Raw genomic sequence first — 25,549 nt, 5'->3', positions numbered from 1 at the left:
GCAGCAGTCTAACCCGCGCCAGCCGCAGGGCTAGCGCGGAACGACCGCTCCTTGGCCAGAAGCGAAATCTTAGCTGGGCAAGCGGTACAGCCGCACCGGCGCTTTCGGGCCACGGGCGATCTCGCCCCGCGCCTCCAGATCCAGCTGCACGCATTTCAGCCACCAGCCGGCCTTATCGCCTTCGGGAAACAGCGTTGCATCCAGATGCGGCAGCAAAGCGGCCTTCGCCTCGGCCGGGGTCATTCCCGGCTCTTGGTCGGGCAAGGCCGCCATAAGGGCTTGATGCATCGCCATATATTTGGCGCGGTTCACCAGACCGACATGGCTGGGAGAGGTGACGTTCAGCACCTCAATCTGTTCGCCGTCAGGGTCGTTCATTTGGTCGCAGATCGTGTCATCGGCCATCGCTTTGGCGCTGGTCAGCATGTGCGGCAAGGGTTCGCTCCTTAAGGTGATCTCGGACGCAAAGGCGGTAGGGGCAGAGATGTCTTGTCTGGGCGTGGCCGTAGCACGGGCCTTTCATAGCGCGCGGCGGGCGCGTGCTCCGCTGCCCCGTCTGCCAGCAACTTGCCGCAGCCAAGGCCGGTCTGTCCAGCTTTCGTTACGCCAAGGCAGATGTCGTGCCCGATGTCGGAAAACGCGGTCAAAGCGCCGCTGCCAAGGCCGAGCCCGTGCCAAATCTCTATCCAATTGACCATCAAAGGACTTTCCCTTGGACGGAGAAGGGGGGCGAGGGCTTGCGCTTCCTGAGTTGCGCTGCAAAACTTTGGGCCGAAGATCAGGCACCTCCTTCGCCAAGCCTTTGCCGTGCAGTGCCTCGTTCCACGATCAGGATTTCTTCAAATCCCTCATAAAAGATTTGCTCCAAATCCTCTGATCGCGTTTTATTGACTAACAACTCAACAAAAGAATCTACCGGGGAAAACCCTGGGGACACATAGGGAGAACACCAATATGACGGACGCTCGTCAGCGCCTGGACCACATGATTTCTGAAGCCCGCCGCGGTCGTATGAACCGCCGCGAGTTCATCGGCCGCTCGACTGCGCTTGGGCTGTCGGCTGGCACCGCAGCTGCGCTTTTTGGCCATGCCGCGCTTGCGCAAGAGCCCAAAAAGGGCGGCACTTTGCGCGCCGGTATCTCGGGTGGTGAAAGCACCAACTCGCTGGATCCGGGCCTGGCGCTCTCGCCGGTTCCCTATGTCGCCAACTCGCAATGGGGCGAGACGATGGTGTCGATGACGCCCGATGGCCAAGTCGATATGCGCCTTGTCGATGACATCTCGGCCTCGGCCGATTCGAAGGTCTGGACCTTCCGCGTGCGCCAAGGCGTCACCTTCTCCAACGGCGCGCCTGTCACCGCCGAAGATATCGTCGCCACCTTCAAGCGTCACACCGATGAGGCCGCGCAATCGGGCGCGCTCGGCGTGGTCAAAGGCATCACCGAGATGAAGGCCGAAGGCGACAAGGTCGAGCTGACGCTGGATTCGGGTTCGGCTGACCTTCCCGTGCTGTTGACCGACTATCACCTGGTCATTCAGCCCGGCGGCGGCTTTGATAACCCCAATGCGGGCATCGGCGCTGGTCCCTATATCCTCGACACGTTCGAGCCGGGCGTGCGCTACACGATGAAGCGCAACCCCAACTATTTCGACAGCAGCATCGCCCATGCTGATGAGATCGAGATCCTTGCGATCAACGACAACACCGCCCGGACCGCTGCTTTGCAGGCCGGTCAGGTGCATATGATCAACCGGGTTGACCCGAAGATCTTTGAACTGCTGCAAGGCGCTCCGGGCATCCAAGTCCGCCGCGTGCCGGGCCGCGGGCATTACATCTTCATCATGCATTGCGACAAAGCGCCCTTCGATAATAACGATCTGCGTATGGCGCTGAAATACGGCGTCAACCGTCAGGAAATGGTCGATAAGATCCTTGGCGGTCTGGGCTCGCTGGGCAATGACTTCCCGATCAACGCCGCTTATCCGCTCTTTGACGACAGCTTCCCGCAGCGCGAATATGACGCGGCTAAGGCCAAAGAATATTACGAAAAATCCGGCCATGACGGCAGCCCGATCATCCTGCGCACGGCGCCGGGGGCCTTCCCGGGGGCGGTGGATGCGGCCAACCTCTTCGCCGCTTCGGCCAATGCGGCGGGCATCCCGCTGCAAGTCCAGCTGGAGCCCGATGACGGCTATTGGTCCAACGTCTGGAACGTCGAGCCCTTCTGCGCCAGCTATTGGGGCGGTCGTCCGGTGCAAGATCAGATGTATTCCACCGCCTATCTCTCGACCGCGGAATGGAACGACACCCGGTTCAAGAACGCCAAATTCGACGAGGTGCTGATCGCCGCCCGCGCCGAGCTGGATCAAACCAAGCGCAAGGCACAATATTCCGAGATGGCCGCGATGGTCCGTGACGAAGGCGGTCTGATCCTGCCGATGTTCAACGATTATGTGGCGGGCGTCTCCGATAAGGTCGGTGGCTGGTTCGACGATCCGAATGGCGAGATGATGAGCGGCCGCGCTCTGTCGCAGTGCTGGTTGGTCTGAGGCCAGCCCGGTGCATCCTATCGTAAAACTTCTGGTCCAGCGCATCGCGCTGGGCCTGCTGTTGTTGCTTGCTGTGTCTGCAGTGATTTTCCTTGGTGTCGAGGCGCTTCCCGGTGACACCGCTCAGGCGATCCTCGGCCAGTCAGCGACACCGCAGGCGCTTGAAAACTTGCGCGCGCAGCTGGGGCTGAGCGATCCGCCCCTGACGCGCTATTTCAACTGGCTCGGCGGCATTTTGACCGGCGATCTGGGCAAAGCTCTCACCAATGGCGCCGATATCGCCGCCTCGATCAAACCGAGGCTGGCCAATACGCTTTTCCTTGCCGGATGTGCGGCTGTCATCGCCGTGCCCTTGGCGATCCTTCTGGGCCTTGTTGCCGCCCGCTATGCTGGCAAATGGCCCGATAAGGTGATCTCCGGCATCACGCTTTCCACGATCTCGCTGCCCGAATTCGTCGTCGGCTATATCGTGATGTATATCTTTGGCGTCAAAATGGGTTGGTTCTCGCCCACCGCCATGACCTTCCCGGGCATGAGCTTCTGGGACCGCCTCCATGCCGTGGCTTTGCCGGTCATCGTGCTGGTGCTTGTGGTGCTGGCGCATATGATGCGCATGACCCGCGCCGCGATCCTCAACGTCATGCAATCGGCCTATATCGAGACGGCCGAGCTGAAAGGCGTGACCCCGATGAACATCATCTGGAAACACGCTTTGCCCAATGCCATCGCGCCGGTCGTGGCGGTGGTCATGCTCAACCTCGCCTACCTCGTGGTCGGCGTTGTCGTGGTTGAGGTGGTCTTCAGCTACAATGCCCTTGGCCAATATCTCGTGGATCATGTGACCAAGCGCGATCTTCCGGTGGTGCAGGCGGTGGGGCTGATCTTCGCGGGCGTCTATATCCTGCTCAACATGCTGGCAGATGTGATCGGCATCATCGCCAACCCGCGTCTGAGGCACCCCAAATGAGAATTCCGCTCTCTGCCCTGATCGGGATGATCTTCACCGGCGGCTTCATATTTGTCGCCATTTTCGCCCATTGGATCGCGCCTTATCCGATCAACGACCCCGTGGGGGGCGTGTGGGAGGCACCATCGGCCCAATTCTGGCTGGGCACCGATACCATCGGCCGCGATATTCTCTCGCGGCTGATCTACGGCGCGCAGGTGACGATCTTCGTGGCGCTGGCCGCCTCGATCCTCTCCTTTGCGCTTGGCACCTTCTTGGGCTTCACCGCCGCCGTCTCGGGCGGCTGGCTGGACCAAGCGCTGTCGCGCTCGGTCGATCTGATGATGGCGATCCCTTCGCTGATCGTCGCCTTGGTGCTGCTCTCCGTCCTGCCGCTTAACCTTACCGTTTTGGTGCTGGTCATCGGCATCCTCGATTCCACCCGGGTCTTCCGGCTTTCGCGCGCCGTCGCCGCCGATATCGCGGTGATGGAATATGTCGAGGCCGCCAAACTGCGCGGCGAGAAGGGCAATTGGATCATCTTCAAAGAGATCCTGCCCAATGCGCTTTCGCCCTTGGTGGCCGAGTTTGGCCTGCGCTTCATCTTCGCCGTGCTCTTCATCTCGACGCTCTCCTTCCTTGGCCTCGGCATCCAACCGCCGCTCGCCGATTGGGGCGGCATGGTGAAGGAAAACCGCGACGGGCTGATCTACGGCAAAACCGCCGCCATGCTGCCCGCTGCGGCGATCGCGGCCTTGGCGATCAGCGTCAACTTGGTGGCGGACTGGATCCTGACCCGCACCTCCAGCCTGAAAGGAGGCCGCGGTGGCTGATGATCTTTTGCTCAACATCAAAGGCTTGGTGATCGAAGCCACCGCCTATCCGCCGGGAGAGCCGCCCAAAGACATCACTTTGGTGCACGGCGTCGATTTGGCGCTCAAACGCGGCAAGGTGCTGGGGCTCATTGGCGAATCCGGCGCTGGCAAATCCACCATCGGGCTTTCGGCCATGTCCTATGGGCGCGGCGGGGTGCGGCTGGCGGCGGGCAGCATCATGCTCAACGGGCGGGAAATCCGCACCGCTGCGCCAACCGATCTGCGGCATCTGCGCGGGCGTGAGGTGACCTACGTCTCACAATCCGCCGCCGCCTCTTTCAACCCGGCAAAGAGGTTGATGGAGCAGGTGATTGAGACCAGCATCGGCCACGGTCTTATGACCAAAGCCGAGGCCGAAGCCCGCGCCGTCACGCTTTTCCGCAAGCTTGGCCTGCCCAATCCCGAAACCATCGGCAGCCGCTACCCGCACCAAGTCTCGGGCGGGCAGTTGCAGCGGGTGATGACGGCGATGGCGCTTTGCCCAAAGCCGGACCTCGTGATCTTCGATGAGCCGACCACGGCCCTCGATGTCACCACCCAGATCGACGTTCTGGCCGCGATCAAAGAGGCGATCCGCGACACCCAAGTCGCCGCGCTCTACATCACCCATGACCTTGCCGTGGTGGCGCAGGTCTCGGATGAGATCATGGTGTTGCGCCAAGGCCGCATGGTCGAACTTGGCACCACCGATCAGATCATCAACGCCCCGCGCGAGGATTACACCAAAGCCCTCGTCGCGGTGCGCTCGATCGAGCATGAGGAAAAGCCCGAAGCACCCGCCGTGCTTTCGATCCAGAACGTCACCGCGCGCTATCGCGGCACCAATTTTGACGTGCTGAAGAACATCACGCTCGATCTGCCCGCCGGGCAGACCTTGGCGGTGGTGGGTGAATCCGGCTCGGGCAAATCCACTCTGGCCCGCGCCATCACCGGGCTTTTGCCGCCCCGCTCGGGCCGGATCAGCTTTGCAGGCCGCACGCTCTCGAATGAGACCAAGGCCCGCAGCATGGATGATCTGCGCGAGATCCAGATGATCTATCAGATGGCCGATACGGCGATGAACCCGCGCCAGACCGTGGGCGATATCATCGGGCGGCCCTTGGAGCTCTATTTCGGTCTTAAAGGCGCCGAGAAGCAGCGCCGGGTGCAAGAGCTTTTGGACCAGATCGAGATGGGGGCAGGCTTCGCCCGCCGCTATCCGGCCGAGCTTTCGGGCGGGCAAAAGCAGCGCGTCTGCATCGCCCGCGCTTTGGCTGCCAAGCCCAAGCTGATCATCTGTGATGAGGTGACCTCGGCCTTGGACCCCTTGGTCGCGGATGGCATCCTGAAGCTGCTTCTGAACCTTCAGGCGGAATCGCAGGTCGCCTATCTCTTCATCACCCATGACCTCGCCACGGTGCGGGCGATCTCGGACAAGATCGCGGTGATGTATAAGGGGGCGGTGGTGCGTTACGGGCAAAAGTCAGACGTGCTGGCGCCGCCCTTCGACGACTACACCGACCTGCTCCTGTCCTCGGTGCCCGAGATGCGTCTGGGCTGGCTGGAAGAGGTGATCTCCACCCGCAAAATGGCCAGCGCCGGCAACTGACCGGCTTTCTAACAGGGGCAGCGCCGACCGCGCTGCCCCTTCGCGCACAGCCATACCAAAGCCATACCTTTTCCATATGTGAACCAGACGGAATCCAGACGTGACAAAACTGCTTCTCATCATCATTGACGGCGTGCCCTATCGCAACTGGCGCCGCCTTTTCGGCAATCTTGAAGGCTGGGTCGAGCATGGCGATGCGCAGGTGCGCCGCATGCGCTCGGTCCTGCCCTCCACCTCGGCCAGTTGCTATGCGTCGATCCACACCGGTGTGCCGCCGCAAGAGCATGGGATCTGGACCAATGGTGGCATTAAGCGCCTGGAATTCCCCGATATTTTCTCCGAGTTGACCAAGGCGGGCAAGACCACCGGCGCGGTCACCCACAGCTATTGGTCCGAGTTTTTTAACCGTGCTCCCTTCGATGTGGTCCGGGATATCGAATATGATGAGCCGGGCGGCCCGATCACCCATGGTCGTTTCCACACCATGGCGGGCTATAATCTGATCAACCAGATGACCCCCTCGGACTTCGATCTCTTCGGCACGCTCACGCGGCTTTGTGAAGTGAAATCAATTGATTACGGCATCTATCACAGCTGCACCTTGGACTCGATGGGTCACCGTTTCTTCCACGATTGCCAAGAAATGGACCACGCCTGTTTCCTGATGGACGCCACCTTGGCCCCCTTCATCCAACGCTGGCGCGACAATGGCTATGAGGTGATCGTCACCGCCGACCACGGCCAAGACGACCGCGGCCACCACGGCGGCACGACCGAGGATCAGCGCGACTTCGCCTTCTATTACTTCGGTGATGCGAAGTTGCCGCCACAAGATGTTGTGTTGGATCAGTTGGCTCTGGCGCCTTCGATCTTGACCCGGATGGGCGTTCCGGTGCCCGCCACGATGAAGGCGAAGAGCTTCTTCTCCTGAAGCTTACGAGGCATAGTCAGGGCTCTGCTCATCCAGCAAGGCCCTGATTTCACGCAAGAAATGATCGCCGACGCCGGGATAGGACTCCCATTCCTGCGCGGTTTTCTCGGCAACCTCATCCGACAAGACCCGCAACGGCTTGCCCGTTTGCAGCGCCAAAATATAGGTCGCTGCCGCTTTTTCGAAATAATAGAGGCGGTTAAAGGTTTCAGCCACTGTGCGACCGATGATCAGCACGCCGTGGTTGCCCATGATCAGCGTATGCAGCTTCGGGTCCGCCAGCATCTCGGCGCAGCGCGCCCCCTCATCGGCAAAGGCCATGCCGCCGTAATGGTCATCCACAACGTAACGGTTGAAAAACATTGCGGAATTTTGGTCGATCGGCGGCAGGGAACTGTCCGCCAAACTCGCCAAAACTGTCGCATGAACCGAATGCACATGCATCAAACAGCGCGCATGGGGCAGGGCGCGATGGATGCTGCCATGCAGCCCCCAAGCCGTGGGATCGGGCGCATCGGGCCGGTCCATCGTCGAGGGGTCATTGGCATCCAGCTCCAGCAAGCTTGAAGCCGTGATCCGCGCGAAATGCCGCCCGTTCGGGTTGATCAAAAACTTGCTGCCCTCGGGGTTTACTGCCAGAGAAAAGTGATTGGAAACAGCCTCATGCATGTTCTCCCGCACCGTCCAGCGGAAGGCTGCGGCCAGATCGACCCGCTCGGCCCAATGGGTCAGGTTGGCGTGTTTCATCGCAAATCCTCCTTGGGGCTGGCAGCCGATGCGGGCTTGGTGCTCACGTTAAGCACTCTGCGCGCGATTTCCTGAGCAGGCAAGGAAAAGCGCCAGGCCGCAAACCAAGACAGAATTGTGGCGTGCTGCCTTAAAAACTCCGGGGATTGCCCATAGTTCCACCGCATCTCTCTGTCATCTTAGGCCAAGTTCGAACGCCGCCTTTAGGAGATTGTGATGCAGTTAACGCGTGATTTTGGGCTGGATGGCGCTCTTCCCGTGGGCTGGGGCGTTCGCGTTATGGTGCTCAGCAATGATGCGCAAAGCCCTTTGCAAGAGCGGCTTGCCGGCATGGGTGGCGTGGTTGAGCATGAGATTGAGGTTTATGCCGCCTTGTCCGCTATCATCGACGACCCTGCTGGATACGGGCTTTTTGTGGTTGATTGCGACAGCTTAGGCGGGGTGGAGGTCGGCGCGCGCGTCGCCGCAACTTTGACCGCAGTGCAAAGCCGGGTGCCGGTCATTCTGATCTCCGAAGCGCACAGCACCCAAGTTTTCCCGCAAGAGCGCGATGAACCGGTTTGCCTGCGCGGCCCGGTTTCGGTCCTGTCGCTGCGCATGGGCTTTGAACACGCTTTGCGCGATCGGCTGGTCTGGCGCGCCGCCTGACTCTGTGCGATCGCTGGGATTAACACGCGCCTGCGGCAGGCTAACAAGTGCTTTCGGGACAGGGCAAAAGAAAAGGGCAGGTCGCACAGACCTGCCCTTTGCCGTTTATCCACCAAAGTTTGGCTTAGGCCAGGGCCAGATTGGTCGCTGATTCGCGGCCATCACGACCTGCTTCGATGTCGAAAGTGACGGCTTGGCCGTCCTTCAAACCGGTCAGGCCAGCGCGTTGCAGCGCCGTGATGTGAACGAACACGTCTTTCTTACCACCCTCGGGGGCGATGAAGCCGAAACCTTTGGTTTCATTAAACCATTTCACGGTGCCCTTGGCCATCGTGATGTCTCCTGATCGTAATACCGCCCGCGGAGTGCGGCGGCCTGGCGCAGCTAACTTTGGTCGAAACTGTGCCGCAATACGGAGCAGTCGAAGAGTAACGTCGCAATTGCCATTCTCTAGTATTCGGAATGCAAAATCAAGATGACGTGCGAACGGTTAATGGAAATGGCAAAAATGCCCAGCCAATACCGATGGCGAGCGTCATGATGCCGGTGCCGCTCCATATCAATAGGCCGGTCAGCAATGTGCTTCCAAGCAGCATTGCAATAGAAAAGGCGATAAGACCAATAAGGCCCGCCGTGATGGAAAGAATGATCGCCATTTATATCTCCATCCTTCTCCAATCAGAAAATACATTCAATTGGGCGAAAATGGGGCGTTAGGCTGAAGGCGCGTGGGGCGTGTCTTTGGTGGTGCTGGGGGCCGAGGTGCGGGGTGGGCTGGCCTTGGGGCTTTGAGGCCGTCCGGCGCAGCCTAGGCGGGTGTTTGGCGCTACCGCTTCGCCCTTTGGTTGGTGTGGCTGCCTAGGGGCGCTTAGCTTGTAGCGGTCGCGCTGGCTTAGAACACGTCCAGTAAGTCGCGCTGGCTTAGAACACGTCCAGTAAATAGAGGATGATGATGATCGGGATCGGGATGCCAATGACCCAAGCCAAAATGCCTTTCATTATGCCTCCACTGGTTAATTCATATGCCTTCGTGCCCCCAACGCGCGGCGATGCGTTAGGTTCCCAGTGTGACGCAATTTTGTCGCGAAATAGTTAATCGCTGGCTTAGGCTGTATAGCTCAGATCCGTGGGGCCAATGGTATTCGGTAAAAGTTAATTCATCTGCCTATGAATAACTCCAATCGAAGTGAATGGGTCAGTGTGGACATTGATGTCTATGTTCTATTGCGGGGTGGGGAGTTCGGCCTGGGTGCTTTAAAGTTGTGCGGCAATAAGCTTCAGCATCTTTTGTGGAGCAATTTTGGTGCGATTTGCGCAATAATGCGAAAGAATGATTGGAGGATTTGGTTTTAACATTCATATTTCGTTAATATTAAACTGGCCGGTTTAGAAAGCTGTCGATCAATTGACCGATCCTCCCTGCGCGGCGCTTTCGGGATCGGACAGCGCCTCGGTGATAGGGGAGAGGGCGAATGCAAAAGGCGGGAGCATTGCCCCCGCCTTTTGTCGTTTCAATCACCGCATAATTAACGGGTGAATTTCTTGTGCTTCACGCGCGAGGGGTTCACTGCATCCGGCCCCAGACGGCGGATCTTGTCGGCCTCATAATCCTCGAAGTTGCCTTCAAAGAATTCGACATGTGCGTCGCCTTCGAAGGCAAGGATATGGGTGCAGAGACGGTCAAGGAAGAAGCGGTCGTGCGAGATGATAACGGCGCAACCAGCGAAATCTTCGATAGCAGCTTCAAGGGCTTGCAGCGTTTCTACGTCCAAGTCGTTGGTCGGCTCGTCGAGCAGAAGCACGTTGCCGCCCGAGCGCAAGAGCTTGGCCATATGCACGCGGTTGCGCTCACCACCCGAAAGGACGCCGACCTTCTTCTGCTGGTCCGAGCCCTTGAAGTTGAACGCACCCACATAGCTGCGGCTTGCCACTTCGGCATCGCCCAGAACCACGATGTCGAGCCCGTCCGAGATCTCTTCCCAAACGGTCTTATTCGCGTCCAAAGCATCGCGCGACTGGTCGACGTAAGAGAGCTGCACCGTGTCACCCAAGGTGATCGTGCCGGTGTCGGGCTTCTCGGTGCCGATGATCATCTTCATCAGCGTCGATTTGCCGGCACCGTTCGGACCGATCACCCCAATGATGCCGCCCGGCGGCAGCATGAAGCTGAGGTTCTCAATCAGCTGCTTGTCGCCCATCGCCTTGGAAACATTCTCAAATTCGATGACCTTCGAGCCGAGACGCGGCCCGTGAGGAATGATGATCTGGGCCTTGCCGACCAGCTCTTTGACCGACTCGTCCGCCATTTTGTTATAAGCGGCGATACGGGCTTTGGACTTGGCCTGACGGGCTTTCGCACCGGCGCGGATCCACTCAAGTTCCTTCTCAAGCACTTTCTGCTTGGCTTTGTCTTCGCGGGCTTCCTGCGCCAGACGCTTGGCCTTGGCATCAAGCCAGGAGGAATAGTTGCCCTCATGGGGCAGGCCGCGGCCGCGCTCCAGCTCAAGGATCCAAGTGGTGATGTCATCCAGGAAGTAACGGTCGTGGGTGACCGTCAGGATGGTGCCTTTATAGGCGATCAGGTGCTTTTGCAGCCATGCGATCGTCTCGGCGTCCAAGTGGTTGGTCGGTTCGTCAAGGAGGAGCATATCGGGCTCTTCCAAGAGCAGCTTGCACAAAGCCACGCGGCGGCGCTCACCGCCCGAGAGGGTTGAGACATCGGCGTCATCGGGCGGGCAGCGCAAAGCTTCCATCGCGATATCGACCTGATTGTCCAATTCCCACAGGTTATGGGCGTCAATCTCGTCTTGCAGCTGGGCCATCTCCTCGGCGGTCTCGTCCGAGTAGTTCATCGCTAGCTCATTGTAGCGATCAAGCTTGGCTTGCTTTTCCGCCACGCCCAGCATCACGTTCTCACGAACGTTGAGGGTCTCATCCAGTTGCGGCTCCTGCGGCAGGTAGCCAACCTTTGCGCCTTTGGCGGCCCAAGCCTCACCTTGGAAATCCTTGTCCCAGCCCGCCATCACGCGCAGCAAGGTGGATTTACCCGCGCCGTTGACCCCAACGACGCCGATTTTCACGCCCGGGAGGAAGTTCAGGTGGATGTTCTCGAACACCTTTTTCCCGCCGGGATAGGTCTTGGACACGCCTTCCATATGGTAGACATATTGATAGCTGGCCATGGTGCTCTCCATCATCATCCGTGCTTGGCCGTCCATGTAGCGATCAGCAGGGCTAAGGGCAACGGGGAAGGCATAAATCGCCCTTTGGGGTTGACCTTTACGTCACGGTGCGCAGGGTGGCGGCGATTTGGGCAAAGGGCGGGACGGAGCGGTGCGGACAGGGTTTCCCAATGCCAAGCCCGGTATGGTGATCGGGCTTCTTGGCGGGTCGTTCGATCCCGCGCATGAGGGGCATGTCCATATCACCCATGAGGCGCTGAAGCGGATCGGGCTGGACCGGGTCTGGTGGCTGGTCTCGCCCGGCAATCCCTTGAAGGCGCGCCAGCCCGCGCCGATGCCCGCCCGGATCGCGCAAGCGCGGCGGATGCTGAAGGATGATCCGCGCGTCGTGGTCTCCGATATTGAGGCGCGACTAGGTACGCGCTTCACCGCAGATACGATTGCCCGGCTGCAAGAGCTTTACCCCGGGGTCAGCTTCGTCTGGCTGATGGGGGCGGATAATCTGGCGCAATTTCACAAATGGGACCGCTGGCGCGAGATTATGGAGCGGGTGCCGGTTGGCGTGCTGGCGCGCCCCGGCTCGGGCCTGAAAGCCCGGCTTTCGGTCGCGGCGCAGGTGTACCGGGGCAACCGGGTGGCGCGCGGCGAGAACTTGGCACATCGCAATGGTCCGGCTTGGGTCTTTGTGAACGTGCCGATGAGCGCGGCCTCATCCTCGGAGATCCGGGCCAAGGGGCAGTGGAAGCCTTAAGCCTGATCAGCTTTAGGTGAGCCATCCGCGCGCTTGACTGGCCTCCCTGCCTTTCGGTTTGATAAGGAACGGCGATACCGAGAAGGATTCTGGCGTGATTGATCGGCGGTTGTTTCTGACGGGGCTTTTGGCGGGCCTTTCCACGCCCGCTTGGGCCGAAGGTATTGCGCGCTCGCCTCGTCCGGTTTTGCGTGGAGACCGGGTGCCGGGCGCTGCCCCTGCTGCCGCCGCACCGCAAAGCATCGCCGCGCTGATCGCGGCGGCCAAGCTCGGCGGCTCGGTTGGCTGTGTGGTGGTGGATGCCACCACGGGTGCGGTGCTGGAAGCGCATGAGCCGCAGGTGCAGCTGCCACCAGCCTCGGTCGCCAAAGCGATCACAGCACTTTACGCTTTGGAAAAGCTTGGCCCGGATTATCGCTTTGTCACCCGCGTCTTGGCCACTGGGCCGGTGCAGGGCGGCATTGTGCAGGGCGATCTTGTGCTGGTGGGCGGCGGCGATCCGACGCTGCAAACCGACCAGCTTGGCGCTTTGGTGGCGCAATTGGCGCAGGCCGGGTTGAAAGGCGTGACGGGGCGGCTCCTCCTTTGGGACCGTGCCTTGCCGCGGCTGGATACGATCACCGATGATCAGCCGGTGCATGTGGGCTACGATCCGGCTCTTTCGGGGCTAAACCTTAATTTCAACCGCGTGCATTTTGAGTGGAAGAAAGCCGGAGCGGATTGGGCGGTCAGCATGGATGCGCGGGGCGAGCGTTTCGTGCCAGCCGTCGCGGGCATCACCGGCAAGGTCGCCAAGCGAGACACGCCGGTCTTCACCTATAAGCAAACCGCACAGACCGAGGAATGGACCGTGGCCTCGGCTGCGTTGGGCAAGGGCGGCAGCCGCTGGTTGCCGGTGCGCCGCCCTGCGCTTTATCTGGGCGAGGTGTTTCGGGTGATGGCGCGCGCGCAAGGCATCACCTTGCCAGCGGGGCAGGTGGTCGAGGCATTGCCTTCGGGGCAAGAGCTGGGCCGCAGCACCAGTGAGCCTTTGACCAAGGTTCTGCGCGATATGCTGCGGTTTTCCACCAATATCACTGCCGAATGCTGTGGTCTGACCGCGAGCCGCGCCTCCGGGCTGGCGGGCTCGGGCAAGGCGATGTCGGATTGGGCGGGCTCGCGGCTGGGGATCAATGCCAAGTTTACCGATCATTCCGGCCTTGGCGCCGGTTCGCGCGTGACGGCGGCAGAGATGGCGAAGGCTTTGCTCGCCGCCCACCGTGCTGGGATGGAGCTAAAGCCCATCTTGCGCGATATGGGGATGCGCGATGACAGCGGTAAGGTGATCGACAATCATCCGGTGAAGGTGCTCGCCAAATCGGGGACGTTGAACTTTGTCTCGGGTCTGGCCGGTCATATCGTGCCGCCGGGGGGGCGCGAGTTGATCTTTGCGATCTTCACCGGCGATCCGGCGCGGCGCGATGCGGTGCCGGTGGCGCAGCGCGAAGGGCCCGAGGGGGTGTCGTCTTGGACCAAGCGCTCGCGCCGCTTGCAGGGGCAGTTGATCAACCGCTGGGCGGGCCTTTACGCATAAAAGCGGTTACGCTTAGGCCGCCCATCAGGCTCATGGCTTTAGGGTTGCATATGCCGCACCCGCGCGCCCCATTCGATGGCGGCGGCGTGGAGACGGTCAACGGCCAGCTCTTCACGCACTTCCTCAAGCATCTGCAATTCGACCTGTGTATGGTGACCATCGGCAGTCACCACGTCACAGGCCAAGGCATAGGCGGTCTCGAAAAGCCGCTCGGGCAAAGCGGCGCGCACCAGCCCGAACAAGGCATCCAGCCCGTCCTCTTCTTCGAAGAGATCGATCACGATACGGGTGACCTCGCGGATCCGATCGGTGTCATAGCCCGCAAAGATCGGCATATGGCCCACCATGCGCTGAATGGCCACCAGCTCGGCCGTGCGCATATCTTGGTCCGAGGCCGAGCAGGCCACCATCACGGCCACCAACGCATCTTGCGCAGTCATCAAGGTGGTATCGGTCACGATCAGCTCCTACATCACATTGATTGAGAGATTATTGACCCCAGCCCCCTGCGGCAATAGAGGACGGAACGCCCCAGACACGGTGTCACGGGCTTTTCAGGAGTGGTGAGCATGACTTCCCTGCGCGATGCTGCAATGAATTCGAAGGCCTGGCCCTTTGAAGAGGCCCGCGCGGTCCTGAAACGGTTCGGCGGCAAGGATCCGAAAAAGGGCCATGCGCTGTTTGAAACCGGCTATGGCCCCTCGGGTCTGCCGCATATCGGCACCTTTGGCGAGGTGGCGCGCACGACGATGATCCGCCGTGCCTTTGAGATGATCTGTGACATCCCGACCCGGCTAATCTGCTTCTCGGATGACGTGGACGGCATGCGCAAAGTGCCGGAAAACGTGCCGAACCAAGAGCTTCTGCACGCCAATATCCAAAAGCCGCTGACTTCGGTCCCGGATCCTTTTGAGCTTTACGAAAGCTTTGGCCATCACAACAACGCCATGTTGCGCCGGTTCTTGGACACTTTTGGGTTTGAATATGAGTTCATCTCGGCCACCGAGTTCTACAAATCGGGCCAGTTTGACCCGACCTTGCGGCTGGCGGCGGAACGTTATGACCAGATCATGGCGATCATGCTGAAGTCTTTGCGCGAAGAGCGTCAGCAGACCTATTCCTGCTTCCTGCCGATCCATCCGGAAACCGGCAGGGTGCTTTATGTGCCGATGAAACACGTTGATAAGGTGAACCACACCATCACCTTCGACGATGAAACCGGCCGCGAATGGACGCTGCCCGTCACCGGCGGCAACGTAAAGCTGCAATGGAAGCCGGATTTCGGTGCCCGCTGGGCGGCGCTGGATGTCGACTTCGAGATGTATGGCAAGGACCACTCGACCAACACGCCGATCTATGACGGCATTTGTGAGGTTCTGGGCGGCAAGAAGCCCAATCACTTCACCTATGAGCTGTTCTTGGATGAGCAGGGCCAGAAGATCTCGAAATCCAAGGGCAATGGCCTGACGATTGACGAGTGGCTGACCTATGCTGCCTCGGAAAGCCTGTCCTATTTCATGTATCAAAAGCCGAAGACGGCCAAGCGCATGTCTTGGGATGTGATCCCGCGGGCGGTGGATGAATACCACCAGCAGCTGCGCGCCTTCCCCGATCAGACGATCGATCAACAGGCCAATAACCCGGTCTTCCACATCCACAACGGCAAGCCGCCGGAGTCGAAGATGGTGGTGCCGTTTGGGATGCTCTTGAACCTTGCCTCGGTGGCGGGGGCCAAGGATGCCAAGGGCCTTTGGGGCTTCATCAAGCGCTATGCGCCCGATGCCTCGCCTGAGACGCATCCCGATCTTGATGCCGCGGCCGGTTTCGCTTTGCGCTACTTCGACGACAAGATCGCACCGACCCGCACCTTCCGCCTGCCTTCCGACAAAGAGCGCGCGGCGATGGAGGATCTGGTTGCTAAGCTGAAAGTTTGGGACGGCGGTCTGGACGATGAGGCGCTGCAATCGATGGTCTTCGCCATCGGCAAAGAGCATGAATTCGAGCCGCTCCGCGATTGGTTCAAGGCGCTTTATGAGGTTCTGCTTGGCGCCTCGGACGGCCCACGCTTTGGCGGCTTCATCGCGCTTTATGGTGTCGATGAGACGGTGGCTTTGATCGAAAAAGCACTGGCTGGCGGTTTGATCGCTAAGTGATCCTTCCGAAGTCAGACATGAAAGGCGCGGTCCATTGGGCCGCGCCTTTTGCGTTGCGCCCCCAAGTCCTCCGCGCGCTGGTCTGAGGTCGCGTTAACCTCTCGTTGATACCTCCCTTGCCCCAAGGCGCGTGTCTGGGCCGCGGGTGAGGCTCATGCGCCCTTGATCCGCCAAGAGGCAAGGGGAGCAGAGATGAACAAGGTGATTACCGAAGGGCTGGTCCTGATGCCGCCGGCTTTCGCGGCGGGGTTAAGCCTGTGGTCCAGCGGCAATGGGCGCCCGGGCGATGCCTCGTATAATGGCGCGTCGAACGCGGCTTATGTCAGCAATGACGCCGATTTCGCGGGCTGTCTTGAGCTGAAAAAAACCAGTTCCACGCAACGGCTGCGCTCATTCAGCCAAACGCCGCTGCGGCGCGATATGTATCTGCGGATCAGCGCGCGGGTGAAGGCGGTCTCGGGCAACTTGCCTTCGGTGCGGATCGCGCTTTGGGCGGGGGATGCGGCTTCGGCCAATGTGACCACGGCGGTGCAGACCGGCCCTTCGGTGGCGCTGACCGATTACGGCAGCGTTGTCACCATCGAGGCGATTGTGGGCGCAGGCAACCGCACCGGCGTGGCGATGCCTTTGGGGGCAACGGCGACCTTTGCTCATATCGGTATCGATCTGACCGGGGCCAATGGCGGGACTGTGCGTATCGATGATCTGGTGGTCGAGGATGTCACCTCGGTCTTTCTGCGCGACATGATGGATATGGTCGATGTGCGCGATTACGGTGCTAAGGGCGATGGCAGCAGCAATGACATTGCGGCCTTTATGGCGGCGGATGCGGCGGCGGCGGGGCGGACGATTGTGGTCTCGCAAGGCAGCTATAACCTGCCGGGAAACCTGACGATCAACGCGCCGATCCGCTTTCAGGGCACAGTGGTTCAACCTGCGGCCAATCGGCTGATCTTGACCCGCAACTTCGATCTCGAGACCTATTCGCGGGCCTTCAATGGCGATGTGGAGGGGTTCAAGCGCGCACTTCAGGCTTTGTTTTATTTCACCGATCACGTCACCTTTGACATGTCAGGGCGGCGCGTTGATCTGACCGAGCCTTTGGATGTGGCCGCTTTGGCGGGACTCAACTCCTTCACCAACCGGCGGGTTTTGCGCAATGGCTCGCTCAATGCGGTGTCGTCGAGCGGTTGGACGAATGAGGTGGTAACCTCGGTTGGCACCTATGCCATTGCCAATTCGACCCAACTCACCGCTGTGGCCAATGTGGCCAATGTGCCGGTTGGGGCCTTGGTGCAGAGCACCGGGGTTGGACGTGAGGTCTATGTCAAATCGAAGAACATCGGGGCTGGCACGGTTGAGCTGTCGCAGCCGCTTTACGCTGCCGCTGGCACCCGGACCTACACCTTCACCCGCTTTAAATATCTGATGGATTTCAGCAATTTCGCGCTGCTGTCGCGGTTTGAGATCCATGAGGTGGAGTTCAACTGCCTTGGCAGTTGCTCGGGCGTGCTTCTGCCAATGTCGGGTACGGTGTTCCGCTTCGACAGCTGCACCTTCAACCGCCCGAAGGATCGCGGCATCAGCTCGGCCGGGACCGGCTGTCAGGGGATGTGGGTCGATTACTGCCAGTTCCTGTCGAATGAGCAGCCGCTCAACGCGCAAGACCGCAGCACGATTGCGATCAATGTGCAGGCCAATGACGTGAAATTCCGCAACAACCGCATCGTGCGCTTCAAGCATTTTGCGGTGATGAACGGCACCAGCCATATGATCTGCAACAATCATTTCTTCCAAGGCGATGATGCAGCAGCGGGGGTGCGGCTGGCGGGGATCGTCTTTACACAGACCAATGTTGCCACCGTGGTCTCGGGCAATTACATCGACAATTGCTTCATCGAATGGGGCAATGAGCATGACCCAGAGCCCGGCTTCAGCAATGAGTTCTCCTTCGGTGGGCTGAATGTCGTGGGCAATATCTTCATCGCCTCGGACGTGAGTGCCGCCTTCCGCTGGATTGTGGTGAAACCCTATGGCTCGGGCCATTTCTTCAATGGATTCAGTTTGGTGAACAACACCTTCCGGGTGTTCAACGCCACGGTGGACCGGGTCGAGATGGTGGATACTTCTTTTGCCAGCTTGGATTTCACCCGCTCGCGCAATGTGCGGGTCAAGGGGAATACCTTCAATCAGGTCAGTCAGACGATCCAAAATCCGATCGTGATGAGCCATAGTCAGACCACGGCGGCGGATACTTGGGTGCTCGATCCGGGCGGCTTCACGCCCTTTGGGGCGCGGATCCGAACCGTCGAAAGCGTGATGCCCGAGGGCGCAATCACCAATGCGGCCAATGTGACTCGGTTCAATTTCCCCAATGCGGTGGTGGGGCAGGGGCCGGGGGGCAGTCAGGCCAATCTGCGCTGGGGAGAGGCGGTGAAGGGGAAGGTGACGGCTGTCTTGCGGATGGACGTGACGGTCTAGGCCTTAGCTCTCGAACGCAAAAGGGCGGCCGTTGGGCCGCCCTTTTGGCATATGCTGCGAAGGTGCTCAGACCTTCATCATTGCGATGAGGTCATCCGAGGTCAGCCGGAAGGCGCGGGCAAAGCCACCATTCAGCAAAGCGGTTTGCGGGATGATCCGCACGAAATGGAAATCCGGCAGATCGATATAGACCGTGGCCTTGGGGTTGCGCTCGAGCCAGCGCGCGCGCAGCTCGGCGCGGCCAGGGTGGTCGGCGGGCAGGAACTCGGCTTGGGCGCGCACCATCAGCCGCGCATGGGTCATCGGGTCGCCCTTGGGGCCAACATCGCCCACCATCATCGCGCAAGCACCATTGGTGCGCAAAGCGCGCGTGTGCGGCGCCAGCTCGGAGATCAGGCAGAGCGGACCCTCAACCGGATCAATCGCGAAGGTGATGCGGCTGATGCCGGGGGTGCCATTGTCGGGGTCGGTCCAAGCCAGCGCGGCATGGCCGGTCTCGAGAAGGCCCCGCGCCTCAGCGCGCGCGCCCTCATCGGCATTCATCACCGGATCGCGGGGATTTTCTTTGATGATCAGGGGCTCTGACATGGCTGCTCCATCGCTAGCGGTCGAAATTGCTGGCGTGGTAGCATGGCAGGTGGGGCCGGAGAGCACTGGCCTCTGTTCCCGCCAAGGCATTCCCTGGCTGCGGATCTTGGTCTGGGCGCGCGCGGCGCTGCTGTCAAGCCGCCGCGCGCATTCGAAGCTAAGGATTTTCCTTAGAGATTGTCGGCCTGCGGGAAGCCCAAGACGTGGTAGCCGCCGTCGACATGGATGATCTCACCCGTGGTCGCCGCGCCATAATCGGAGCAGAGCCAAGCCGCCGTGCCGCCGATGGTGTCGAGCGTGGCGTTCGAGCGCAAAGGTGCGTTGTCCTCGGTGTGGCGGAAGGTGGCGCGAGCGCCGCCGATCGCCGAGCCTGCCAGCGTCTTCATCGGGCCAGGCGAGATCGCATTGACGCGGATCTTTTGCGGGCCAAGGTCATTCGCCAAATAGCGCGTCGCCGATTCCAGCGCCGCCTTGGCCACGCCCATCACATTGTAATTCGGCGCGATTTTGTTGGACCCTTGGAAGGTCAGCGTGATCAGCGTGCCGCCATCCACCATCAAGGGCTCGGCGCGGCGGGCCACCTCGATGAAGCTGTAGCAAGAAATCACCAACGAATTGCTGAAATTGGCCTTCGAGGTGTTCACAAAACGCCCCGTCAGCTCATTCTTGTCGGAGTAGGCGATGGCATGGATCACGAAGTCCAGCTTGCCCCAGCGGTCCTTCAGCGTGTCAAAGCAGGCATCCAAAGACGCCTCATCCGTCACATCGACATCAACCAGAATGTCCGACCCGACCGAGGCCGCCAGCGGTGCAAGCCGTTTGCCAAAGGCCTCGCCCTGATAGGAAAACGCCAGCTCCGCGCCCTCAGCCGCCAGCACCGAGGCGATGCCCCAAGCGATGGACCGTTCGTTCGCGACCCCCATCACAAGGCCGCGCTTCCCCTTCATAAGGTCTGCCATACTGGCCCCCTGAAAATGACACGTTCAATGATTGGGCCTGATCGTTTCAGGCCCAAACTTTTCAAGACAAAGCCCGGTTAGGCGCGGTATTTCGACATAACCAAGGTGGCATTGGTGCCGCCAAAGCCGAAAGAGTTCGAAAGCACGCTATCAAGCTCAACATTGTCGCGCAGGCTGGTGACGATCTCAGCCGGGTCGAGGGCCGGGTCCAAGGTGGTCACGTTGGCCGAGGCCGCAATGAAGCCCTTGTTCATCATGATCAGCGAATAGATCGCCTCATGCACGCCGGTCGCGCCCAAGCTGTGGCCGGTCAGCGATTTGGTCGAGGCGATCGGCGGCGTGGTGCCTTTGCCAAAGACCCGGCGGATCGCTTCCACTTCCGTGACATCGCCCACAGAGGTCGAGGTGCCGTGGCTGTTGATATAGTCGATCTTGCGACCTTCCGGCAGGGTCGAGACGGCAAGCCGCATCGAACGCTCACCACCCTCACCCGAGGGGGCGACCATGTCATGGCCGTCCGAGGTGGCACCGTAGCCGGTGACTTCGCCGTAGATCTTCGCGCCGCGCGCCAAAGCGTGGTTCAGCTCTTCCAAGACCACCACACCGCCGCCGCCTGCGATGACGAAACCGTCGCGGGTCGCGTCATAGGTGCGGCTCGCGGTTTCCGGTGCGTCGTTGTATTTGGACGACATCGCGCCCATCGCGTCGAAGAGGCAGGAGAGCGTCCAGTCCAACTCTTCGCCGCCGCCGGCAAAGACCACGTCTTGCTTGCCCATTTGGATCAATTCCGCGCCATTGCCGATGCAATGCGCCGAGGTCGAGCAGGCCGAGGTGATCGAATAGTTCACGCCCTTGATCTTGAAAGGCGTCGCCAAGCAGGCGGAGACCGTCGAGGACATGCCCTTGGTCACGCCAAACGGCCCGATCCGCTTCGGGCTGCCGCTTTCGCGCACGATATTATGGGCTTTGAAGAACGATTTCGTCGAAGGCCCGCCGGAACCCACGATGATGCCGGTGCGCTCGTTCGAGACCTCGGCATCCGTCAGGCCGGAATCCGCGATCGCCTGACGCATGGCGATGAAAGTATAGGCCGCACCATCGCCCATGAAGCGCAGGTCGCGCTTGTCGATGTGATCCTCGATCGCCAGTTTGACGGTGCCGTGGACTTGGCTGCGGAAGCCGTGCTCGGCATAATCCGGCGCAAAGACGATGCCGGATTTACCAGCCCGCAGTGAGGCTTCCACCTCGGTTACATCGTTGCCGATGGATGAGACGATGCCGATCCCGGTGATGACGACGCGGCGCATGGGGGCCTCCCTTATTAGCTGAAGCCTGTTTAGGGCACGGGCGAGAGTGGAGCAAGCGGGTAGGGCGGGTTGCCCCGCATTGCGTAGGCGATCCGCCGGAAGCCCACCTTTTAAGTGCAAAAGAAAAGGGCCCGCTGAGGGGCCCTTGTCACAGCGATGGGCGGCTTAGCTTTCGCTCAGCGCCACTTTCATGTCTTTGACGAGATAGATCGTCTCACCATCGGCCTCGACCCGGCCATCGGCCACGCCCATCGTCAGGCGGCGGGTTTGGATCGCTTTGGTGAAATCGACGTAATAGGTCAGCTTCTTACGGTCGGGGCGGACCATACCGGTCAGTTTGACCTCGCCCACACCAAGCGCATAGCCGCGCCCTTGCCAGCCACGCCAGCCAAGGTTGAAGCCGGTGAGCTGCCACAGGCCATCAAGGCCCAAGCAGCCCGGCATGATCGGGTTGCCGGGGAAGTGGCAGTCGAAGAACCACAGATCCGGGGTGATGTCGAACTCGGCCACCACATGGCCTTTGCCATGCTCGCCGCGATCTTCCGAGATATCGGTGATCCGGTCCATCATCAGCATCGGCGGTGCCGGAAGCTGGGCATTGCCCGGCCCGAAAAGCTCACCGCGCGAGCATTTCAGCAGATCTTCTTTGTCAAAGCTGGTCGGAAACAGACCCATAAGCCCGGCATCCCTTGGTAAAGATTGTTGTCAAAGATGTAACATTGCAGCGGAAGTCTAGGCAAGGGCAGGGCGCAGAGTTGCGCCGAAGACGGTGGGAAATCCGACCCAATCTGGGGATTTTACGAAACGCATTGATTCGTCCGCCCCCGGATTTTATATGGTCAGAAGAAGAAAACGGATTCTGAGCATGGGTTTGACGGCAGAAAAGCGCAGTGCGGACTGGCTGGCGCAGGGCGGATTGCGCCCGACGCGGCAGCGTCTGGCCTTGGCTGGGCTGCTTGTCGGAGACGGCGAAGACCGCCATGTCACGGCCGAGGGCCTCTTTGCCGCCGCCAGCGATGCGGGCGAGAAGGTGAGCCTTGCGACGGTCTACAATACGCTGCGCGCCTTTTGTGAGGCGGGGCTGATGTCCGAAGTCGTGGTCGATGGCTCGAAAAGCTACTTTGATACGCGAATGGACGATCATCCGCATTTCTTCTGGGAAGACAGCGCCACCTTGACCGACGCGCCCAAGGATGAGCTGAAGATCACCGGCCTGCCGATGGCGCCTGATGGCACCGAGATTGCGAAGGTCGATGTGGTGATCCGCCTGCGCCGCAAGTGAGCGGCGTTTAGGCCACGCAAGCCCAAGCCTGTTGTAGATCCGCCGTAAGCTCGGCCCGCGCTTGTTTTTGGGCGGCCGCATCTTGGCGGCGCAAAATACCCGAAGGGTGCCAACTGATCAGCACCTGCCCGCCGTGAAGCCCGGTTTCGATCGTGCCGCGCCGCGCGGTCAGCGGCTGGTCATTGCCGGTCAGCGCATAAGCGGCCGAGGCGCCAAGTGCTACCACCAGCTGCGGCTGTATGAAGGCAAGCTCAAGTCCCAGCCACCAGCGGCAATGGTCAATCTCGGCCGAATTAGGGTTTTGGTGCAGGCGTTGCTTGCCGCGCGGGGTGAATTTGAAATGCTTTACCGCATTGGTCAGCCAGAGTTTGTCCTCGGGAAGACCCGTTTCCATCATCACTTGCCGCAACAATTGCCCGGCTGGGCCGACGAAGGGCCTGCCTTCTAGATCCTCACGGTCCCCCGGCTGTTCGCCCACCAGCATCAGCCGCGCATCCGCAGCGCCGCTGCCCCAAACGGTTTGGGTCGCCGCTTCACAAAGCCCGCAGCGGCGGCATTGCAGGGCGGCCTGCTGCGCCTCTTCAAGGCTTTCGGGCAAAGCAGGGGCGACGGGCATCGTGGCGCGGTAACGGGTGGAGATCGCCGCCGCACCGGGCTTGGGCGTTGACGCCGCCGCCTCACGCATCCTTTGCACGCGCGCTTCGGCATCTTGCAGCATCTCGGGGATGAGGCGCGTCTCGGGCAGGTTTTTCCAATATTTCTTCGGCATCTCCGAGCGCATCGCATCTAGCTTCACGCGGGCCGGGTTGAAAATATTGGCAAAATAGGTGGCCCAAAGGCCTTCTGAGGCATCATCCGGTAGATCGGGCCGTGCGCCTCCGGGATGAAAGCTGAGCACCCTATTCTCAAACCGCGCGGTCTGGCGCGGGGTGGCGATCAGCCAATCCATATCGGCGAAACGCTTGGCAAAGAAGGTGCTGCCCGGCTCAACGATATGATGGTCCGGCTCAAACCAAGCGGCAAAGCGACGGCGCGGGCCGTCACTCGGCATCTCGCGAAATCGCACGAAGGCATGCATCTTATGGATGTCGCGCGAGACCGCCTTGGCCATCAATTGCAATCTTTGCCCCAAAGGATCGGCCTTTGACAAAGGCGCGCCCGTGCCGCGATCGAGCTGCCAAAGCGCCTGGTAAAGCAGCGCAAAACGCTCGGGTGCGGCGTTGTAGCTGACCGAGCGGGCGAGCTTCAGAAACACTTGCGAGACATTCACCGCATGAGGGCCAAGCTCGCGGGGGAGGGGGGTGGCGGCGAAAAGCCCGGTGTCGCCAGACCAGTCGATCTGATCGGGCGGGATGCGGTGGCTGATCGCCAGCCGCGCCGCCGCGCGCCAGTCGTCAAAGCGACCGGGATCGCCCAGATCGACGCCGTAGCTCATATCAGCAGCAGCTGCTCGGGCGGCGGCGCGAACTGCGCGCGCAGATTGGCGCTGTCGGTCAGCCCGCCGGGCGTCCAGCCGGGCGCGGTGATGAAGGGCCGCGCCTTTTTCATCGAGGCACCCAGCCGGGTCAGATCTTCATAACGCAAGGCGCGGTTGCGCCGGGCAGCGATGATCCGATCGACCGATTTCACCCCGAAGCCCGGCACCCGCAACAAAAGATCGCGGCTGGCGCGGTTCACATCCAGAGGAAAAAGCCCACGATGCTGCAGGGCCCATGCAAGCTTGGGGTCTATTTCAAGATCGAGATTGCCGCCCTGCATTCCGGTGGTGATCTCATTCGCATCAAAGCCATAAAACCGCAGGAGCCAGTCGGCTTGATAAAGCCGATGCTCGCGCAGAAGCGGCGGCTGGATCAGCGGCAAAGCGGCCGAGGCATCGGGGATCGGTGAGAAGGCCGAGTAATAGACCCGCCGCAGCTTGTAGCCCGTATAAAGCCGGGTCGAGCTTTGCAGGATCGTCGCATCATTGGTGCCATCGGCCCCGATGATCATCTGGGTGCTTTGCCCGGCGGGGGCAAATTTTGGCGGACGCTTGCCCGTATGACTGCGCTCTTTGGTCGCCTCTTGCTCCACCCGCACCTGAGCCATCGCGCCGCGAATGGTCTCGGGCCGCTTTTCGGGCGCGAATTTCCGCACAGAATCATCCTGCGGTAGCTCGATGTTGATCGAGAGGCGGTCGGCATAAAGCCCCGCTTCTCGGATCAGCTCGGGCGCGGCGTCGGGGATGGTTTTAAGATGGATATAGCCCTTAAACCCATGATCCACCCGCAGGGTTTTGGCGATCCGCACCATATCGGCCATCGTCTGGTCAGGCGATTTGATGATGCCAGAGGAGAGAAAGAGCCCCTCGATATAATTGCGCCGGTAAAATTCAAGCGTCAGCGAGACCACTTCCTCGACCGAGAACCGCGCGCGTTCCACGTTGGAGGACACGCGATTGATGCAATAGGCGCAGTCGAAGATGCAGAAATTGGTCATCAGGATCTTCAACAGGCTGATGCAGCGCCCATCTGGCGTATAGGCGTGGCAGATCCCTGCGCCCCCGGAAGATCCCAAGCCGTCTTTGCGCGAATCCCGCTTCTCGCCCCCTGATGAGGCGCAAGAGGCGTCATATTTGGCTGCATCCGACAGGATCGCCAGCTTATCTTGAAGGGTCTTTGCCATAGTTTTCTAGTAAATGTTCATGCTTTGTTTGGCAATTTTTACTCAAGCTTGCCCAAGAAAATGTGATCGCATTGTTCGCGCGGGTGCTGCGGGGCCACGGCAGTCGGTAAGTGCTTGGCGCTGCGGCAAAGCCCGTCGCCGTGAAGTGTTACCGCATGTGTCAATAAAGTGAGGCAACTTCTGCGCAAACGGGGCCGAAACCCTTAGCAATCTGCTTGAAACACCCTTCGGGGCAACTTAATCGGAGATAAGGTCCTTTCCTCGATCAAACGCATTTGCAGCGTGAAGCTGCTCGCTAACATCAGCCGCTTTGTGGTTCAGGAGAAG

General features: G+C 60.4%; 23 protein-coding genes. 11 read left to right on the top strand and 12 right to left on the bottom strand.

What is annotated here, in order from left to right; genetic code table 11:
* Positions 1–69 precede the first annotated feature (69 nt).
* Positions 70–426 (bottom strand): DUF6958 family protein, encoded by a 357-nt coding sequence (locus Q9295_RS13235; RefSeq protein ID WP_306681068.1) that lies wholly within the window; start codon positions 424–426, stop codon positions 70–72.
* A gap of 528 nt (positions 427–954) precedes the next feature.
* On the opposite strand from Q9295_RS13235, the gene Q9295_RS13230 reads away from it, so the two are divergent.
* From Q9295_RS13230 to Q9295_RS13210, 5 genes are all read left to right on the top strand, one after another.
* Positions 955–2,550 (top strand): ABC transporter substrate-binding protein, encoded by a 1,596-nt coding sequence (locus Q9295_RS13230; protein ID WP_306681037.1) that lies wholly within the window; start codon positions 955–957, stop codon positions 2,548–2,550.
* 10 nt (positions 2,551–2,560) lie between these two features.
* A complete protein-coding gene (locus tag Q9295_RS13225; protein WP_306681036.1) occupies positions 2,561–3,517 on the top strand; it encodes an ABC transporter permease in 957 nt (318 codons plus the stop codon).
* Positions 3,514–4,329 carry an ABC transporter permease gene (locus Q9295_RS13220; protein WP_306681035.1) on the top strand — a complete coding sequence of 272 codons (816 nt, stop codon included), beginning with the start codon at positions 3,514–3,516 and terminating at the stop codon, positions 4,327–4,329. Before Q9295_RS13225 ends, Q9295_RS13220 begins: the two co-directional genes overlap by 4 nt.
* A complete protein-coding gene (locus Q9295_RS13215; RefSeq protein ID WP_306681034.1) occupies positions 4,322–5,959 on the top strand; it encodes an ABC transporter ATP-binding protein in 1,638 nt (545 codons plus the stop codon). The genes Q9295_RS13220 and Q9295_RS13215 overlap by 8 nt, the downstream gene beginning before the upstream one ends.
* Before the next feature lie 100 nt (positions 5,960–6,059).
* Positions 6,060–6,890, top strand: a complete 831-nt coding sequence (locus Q9295_RS13210; RefSeq protein ID WP_306681033.1) for an alkaline phosphatase family protein — start codon at positions 6,060–6,062, stop codon at positions 6,888–6,890.
* A 3-nt stretch (positions 6,891–6,893) separates the two neighbouring features.
* Here the strand turns inward: Q9295_RS13210 and Q9295_RS13205 are convergent, their stop codons facing one another.
* Entirely contained in the window at positions 6,894–7,637 is a 744-nt protein-coding gene (locus Q9295_RS13205; protein ID WP_306681032.1) for a class II aldolase and adducin N-terminal domain-containing protein, read from the bottom strand.
* A 216-nt stretch (positions 7,638–7,853) separates the two neighbouring features.
* Between Q9295_RS13205 and Q9295_RS13200 the strand changes: the two genes are divergently transcribed.
* Positions 7,854–8,285, top strand: coding sequence for a hypothetical protein (locus Q9295_RS13200; RefSeq protein ID WP_306681031.1), 432 nt, complete (start codon positions 7,854–7,856; stop codon positions 8,283–8,285).
* Positions 8,286–8,409: 124 nt separating this feature from the next.
* Here the strand turns inward: Q9295_RS13200 and Q9295_RS13195 are convergent, their stop codons facing one another.
* The 3 genes from Q9295_RS13195 to ettA all read right to left on the bottom strand — a co-directional run bounded on the left by Q9295_RS13195 (position 8,410) and on the right by ettA (position 11,467).
* Complete coding sequence (locus Q9295_RS13195) at positions 8,410–8,616, bottom strand: cold-shock protein (RefSeq protein ID WP_306681030.1); 207 nt, start codon at positions 8,614–8,616, stop codon at positions 8,410–8,412.
* Positions 8,617–8,755: 139 nt separating this feature from the next.
* Positions 8,756–8,941 carry a hypothetical protein gene (locus Q9295_RS13190; protein ID WP_306681029.1) on the bottom strand — a complete coding sequence of 62 codons (186 nt, stop codon included), beginning with the start codon at positions 8,939–8,941 and terminating at the stop codon, positions 8,756–8,758.
* 870 nt (positions 8,942–9,811) lie between these two features.
* Positions 9,812–11,467, bottom strand: coding sequence for an energy-dependent translational throttle protein EttA (ettA, locus tag Q9295_RS13185; RefSeq protein WP_306681067.1), 1,656 nt, complete (start codon positions 11,465–11,467; stop codon positions 9,812–9,814).
* Positions 11,468–11,618: 151 nt separating this feature from the next.
* On the opposite strand from ettA, the gene Q9295_RS13180 reads away from it, so the two are divergent.
* Both Q9295_RS13180 and dacB read left to right on the top strand, forming a co-directional pair.
* Positions 11,619–12,218 (top strand): nicotinate-nucleotide adenylyltransferase, encoded by a 600-nt coding sequence (locus Q9295_RS13180; protein ID WP_306681028.1) that lies wholly within the window; start codon positions 11,619–11,621, stop codon positions 12,216–12,218.
* A gap of 94 nt (positions 12,219–12,312) precedes the next feature.
* On the top strand, positions 12,313–13,791 hold the full coding sequence (gene dacB, locus Q9295_RS13175; protein WP_306681027.1) for a D-alanyl-D-alanine carboxypeptidase/D-alanyl-D-alanine endopeptidase: 1,479 nt from the start codon (positions 12,313–12,315) through the stop codon (positions 13,789–13,791).
* Between the two features lie 38 nt (positions 13,792–13,829).
* On the opposite strand, the gene Q9295_RS13170 is transcribed toward dacB, so the two are convergent.
* Entirely contained in the window at positions 13,830–14,231 is a 402-nt protein-coding gene (locus tag Q9295_RS13170) for a tellurite resistance TerB family protein (protein WP_373457467.1), read from the bottom strand.
* Positions 14,232–14,360: 129 nt separating this feature from the next.
* On the opposite strand from Q9295_RS13170, the gene Q9295_RS13165 reads away from it, so the two are divergent.
* Together Q9295_RS13165 and Q9295_RS13160 are read left to right on the top strand one after the other, a co-directional pair.
* A complete protein-coding gene (locus Q9295_RS13165; protein WP_306681025.1) occupies positions 14,361–15,944 on the top strand; it encodes a lysine--tRNA ligase in 1,584 nt (527 codons plus the stop codon).
* A 192-nt stretch (positions 15,945–16,136) separates the two neighbouring features.
* Positions 16,137–18,425 (top strand): right-handed parallel beta-helix repeat-containing protein, encoded by a 2,289-nt coding sequence (locus Q9295_RS13160; RefSeq protein ID WP_306681024.1) that lies wholly within the window; start codon positions 16,137–16,139, stop codon positions 18,423–18,425.
* 66 nt (positions 18,426–18,491) lie between these two features.
* Here the strand turns inward: Q9295_RS13160 and Q9295_RS13155 are convergent, their stop codons facing one another.
* The 4 genes from Q9295_RS13155 to fabA all read right to left on the bottom strand — a co-directional run bounded on the left by Q9295_RS13155 (position 18,492) and on the right by fabA (position 21,954).
* Positions 18,492–19,013: a HugZ family pyridoxamine 5'-phosphate oxidase gene (locus Q9295_RS13155; RefSeq protein WP_306681023.1), complete on the bottom strand. Its 522-nt coding sequence runs from the start codon at positions 19,011–19,013 to the stop codon at positions 18,492–18,494.
* Between the two features lie 170 nt (positions 19,014–19,183).
* The gene (locus tag Q9295_RS13150) at positions 19,184–19,972 is read right to left on the bottom strand and encodes an enoyl-ACP reductase FabI (RefSeq protein WP_306681022.1); all 789 of its coding nucleotides are present in this window, start codon (positions 19,970–19,972) and stop codon (positions 19,184–19,186) included.
* A gap of 77 nt (positions 19,973–20,049) precedes the next feature.
* A complete protein-coding gene (gene fabB / locus Q9295_RS13145) occupies positions 20,050–21,279 on the bottom strand; it encodes a beta-ketoacyl-ACP synthase I (RefSeq protein ID WP_306681021.1) in 1,230 nt (409 codons plus the stop codon).
* A 165-nt stretch (positions 21,280–21,444) separates the two neighbouring features.
* Positions 21,445–21,954 carry a bifunctional 3-hydroxydecanoyl-ACP dehydratase/trans-2-decenoyl-ACP isomerase gene (fabA, locus tag Q9295_RS13140; protein ID WP_306681020.1) on the bottom strand — a complete coding sequence of 170 codons (510 nt, stop codon included), beginning with the start codon at positions 21,952–21,954 and terminating at the stop codon, positions 21,445–21,447.
* Between the two features lie 190 nt (positions 21,955–22,144).
* Here fabA and irrA point away from each other — a divergent pair, with 190 nt between their 5' ends.
* Positions 22,145–22,561 (top strand): iron response transcriptional regulator IrrA, encoded by a 417-nt coding sequence (gene irrA, locus Q9295_RS13135; protein ID WP_306681019.1) that lies wholly within the window; start codon positions 22,145–22,147, stop codon positions 22,559–22,561.
* Positions 22,562–22,568: 7 nt separating this feature from the next.
* Here the strand turns inward: irrA and Q9295_RS13130 are convergent, their stop codons facing one another.
* Both Q9295_RS13130 and Q9295_RS13125 read right to left on the bottom strand, forming a co-directional pair.
* Positions 22,569–23,996 carry a UdgX family uracil-DNA binding protein gene (locus Q9295_RS13130; protein WP_306681018.1) on the bottom strand — a complete coding sequence of 476 codons (1,428 nt, stop codon included), beginning with the start codon at positions 23,994–23,996 and terminating at the stop codon, positions 22,569–22,571.
* The gene (locus Q9295_RS13125; protein ID WP_306681017.1) at positions 23,993–25,222 is read right to left on the bottom strand and encodes a putative DNA modification/repair radical SAM protein; all 1,230 of its coding nucleotides are present in this window, start codon (positions 25,220–25,222) and stop codon (positions 23,993–23,995) included. Before Q9295_RS13125 ends, Q9295_RS13130 begins: the two co-directional genes overlap by 4 nt.
* Between the last annotated feature and the right edge of the window lie 327 nt (positions 25,223–25,549).

The sequence above is a fragment of the Pseudogemmobacter lacusdianii genome (genome assembly GCF_030848395.1).
Lineage (GTDB): Bacteria > Pseudomonadota > Alphaproteobacteria > Rhodobacterales > Rhodobacteraceae > Pseudogemmobacter > Pseudogemmobacter lacusdianii.
This window is presented reverse-complemented; position numbering and strand designations above follow the sequence as displayed.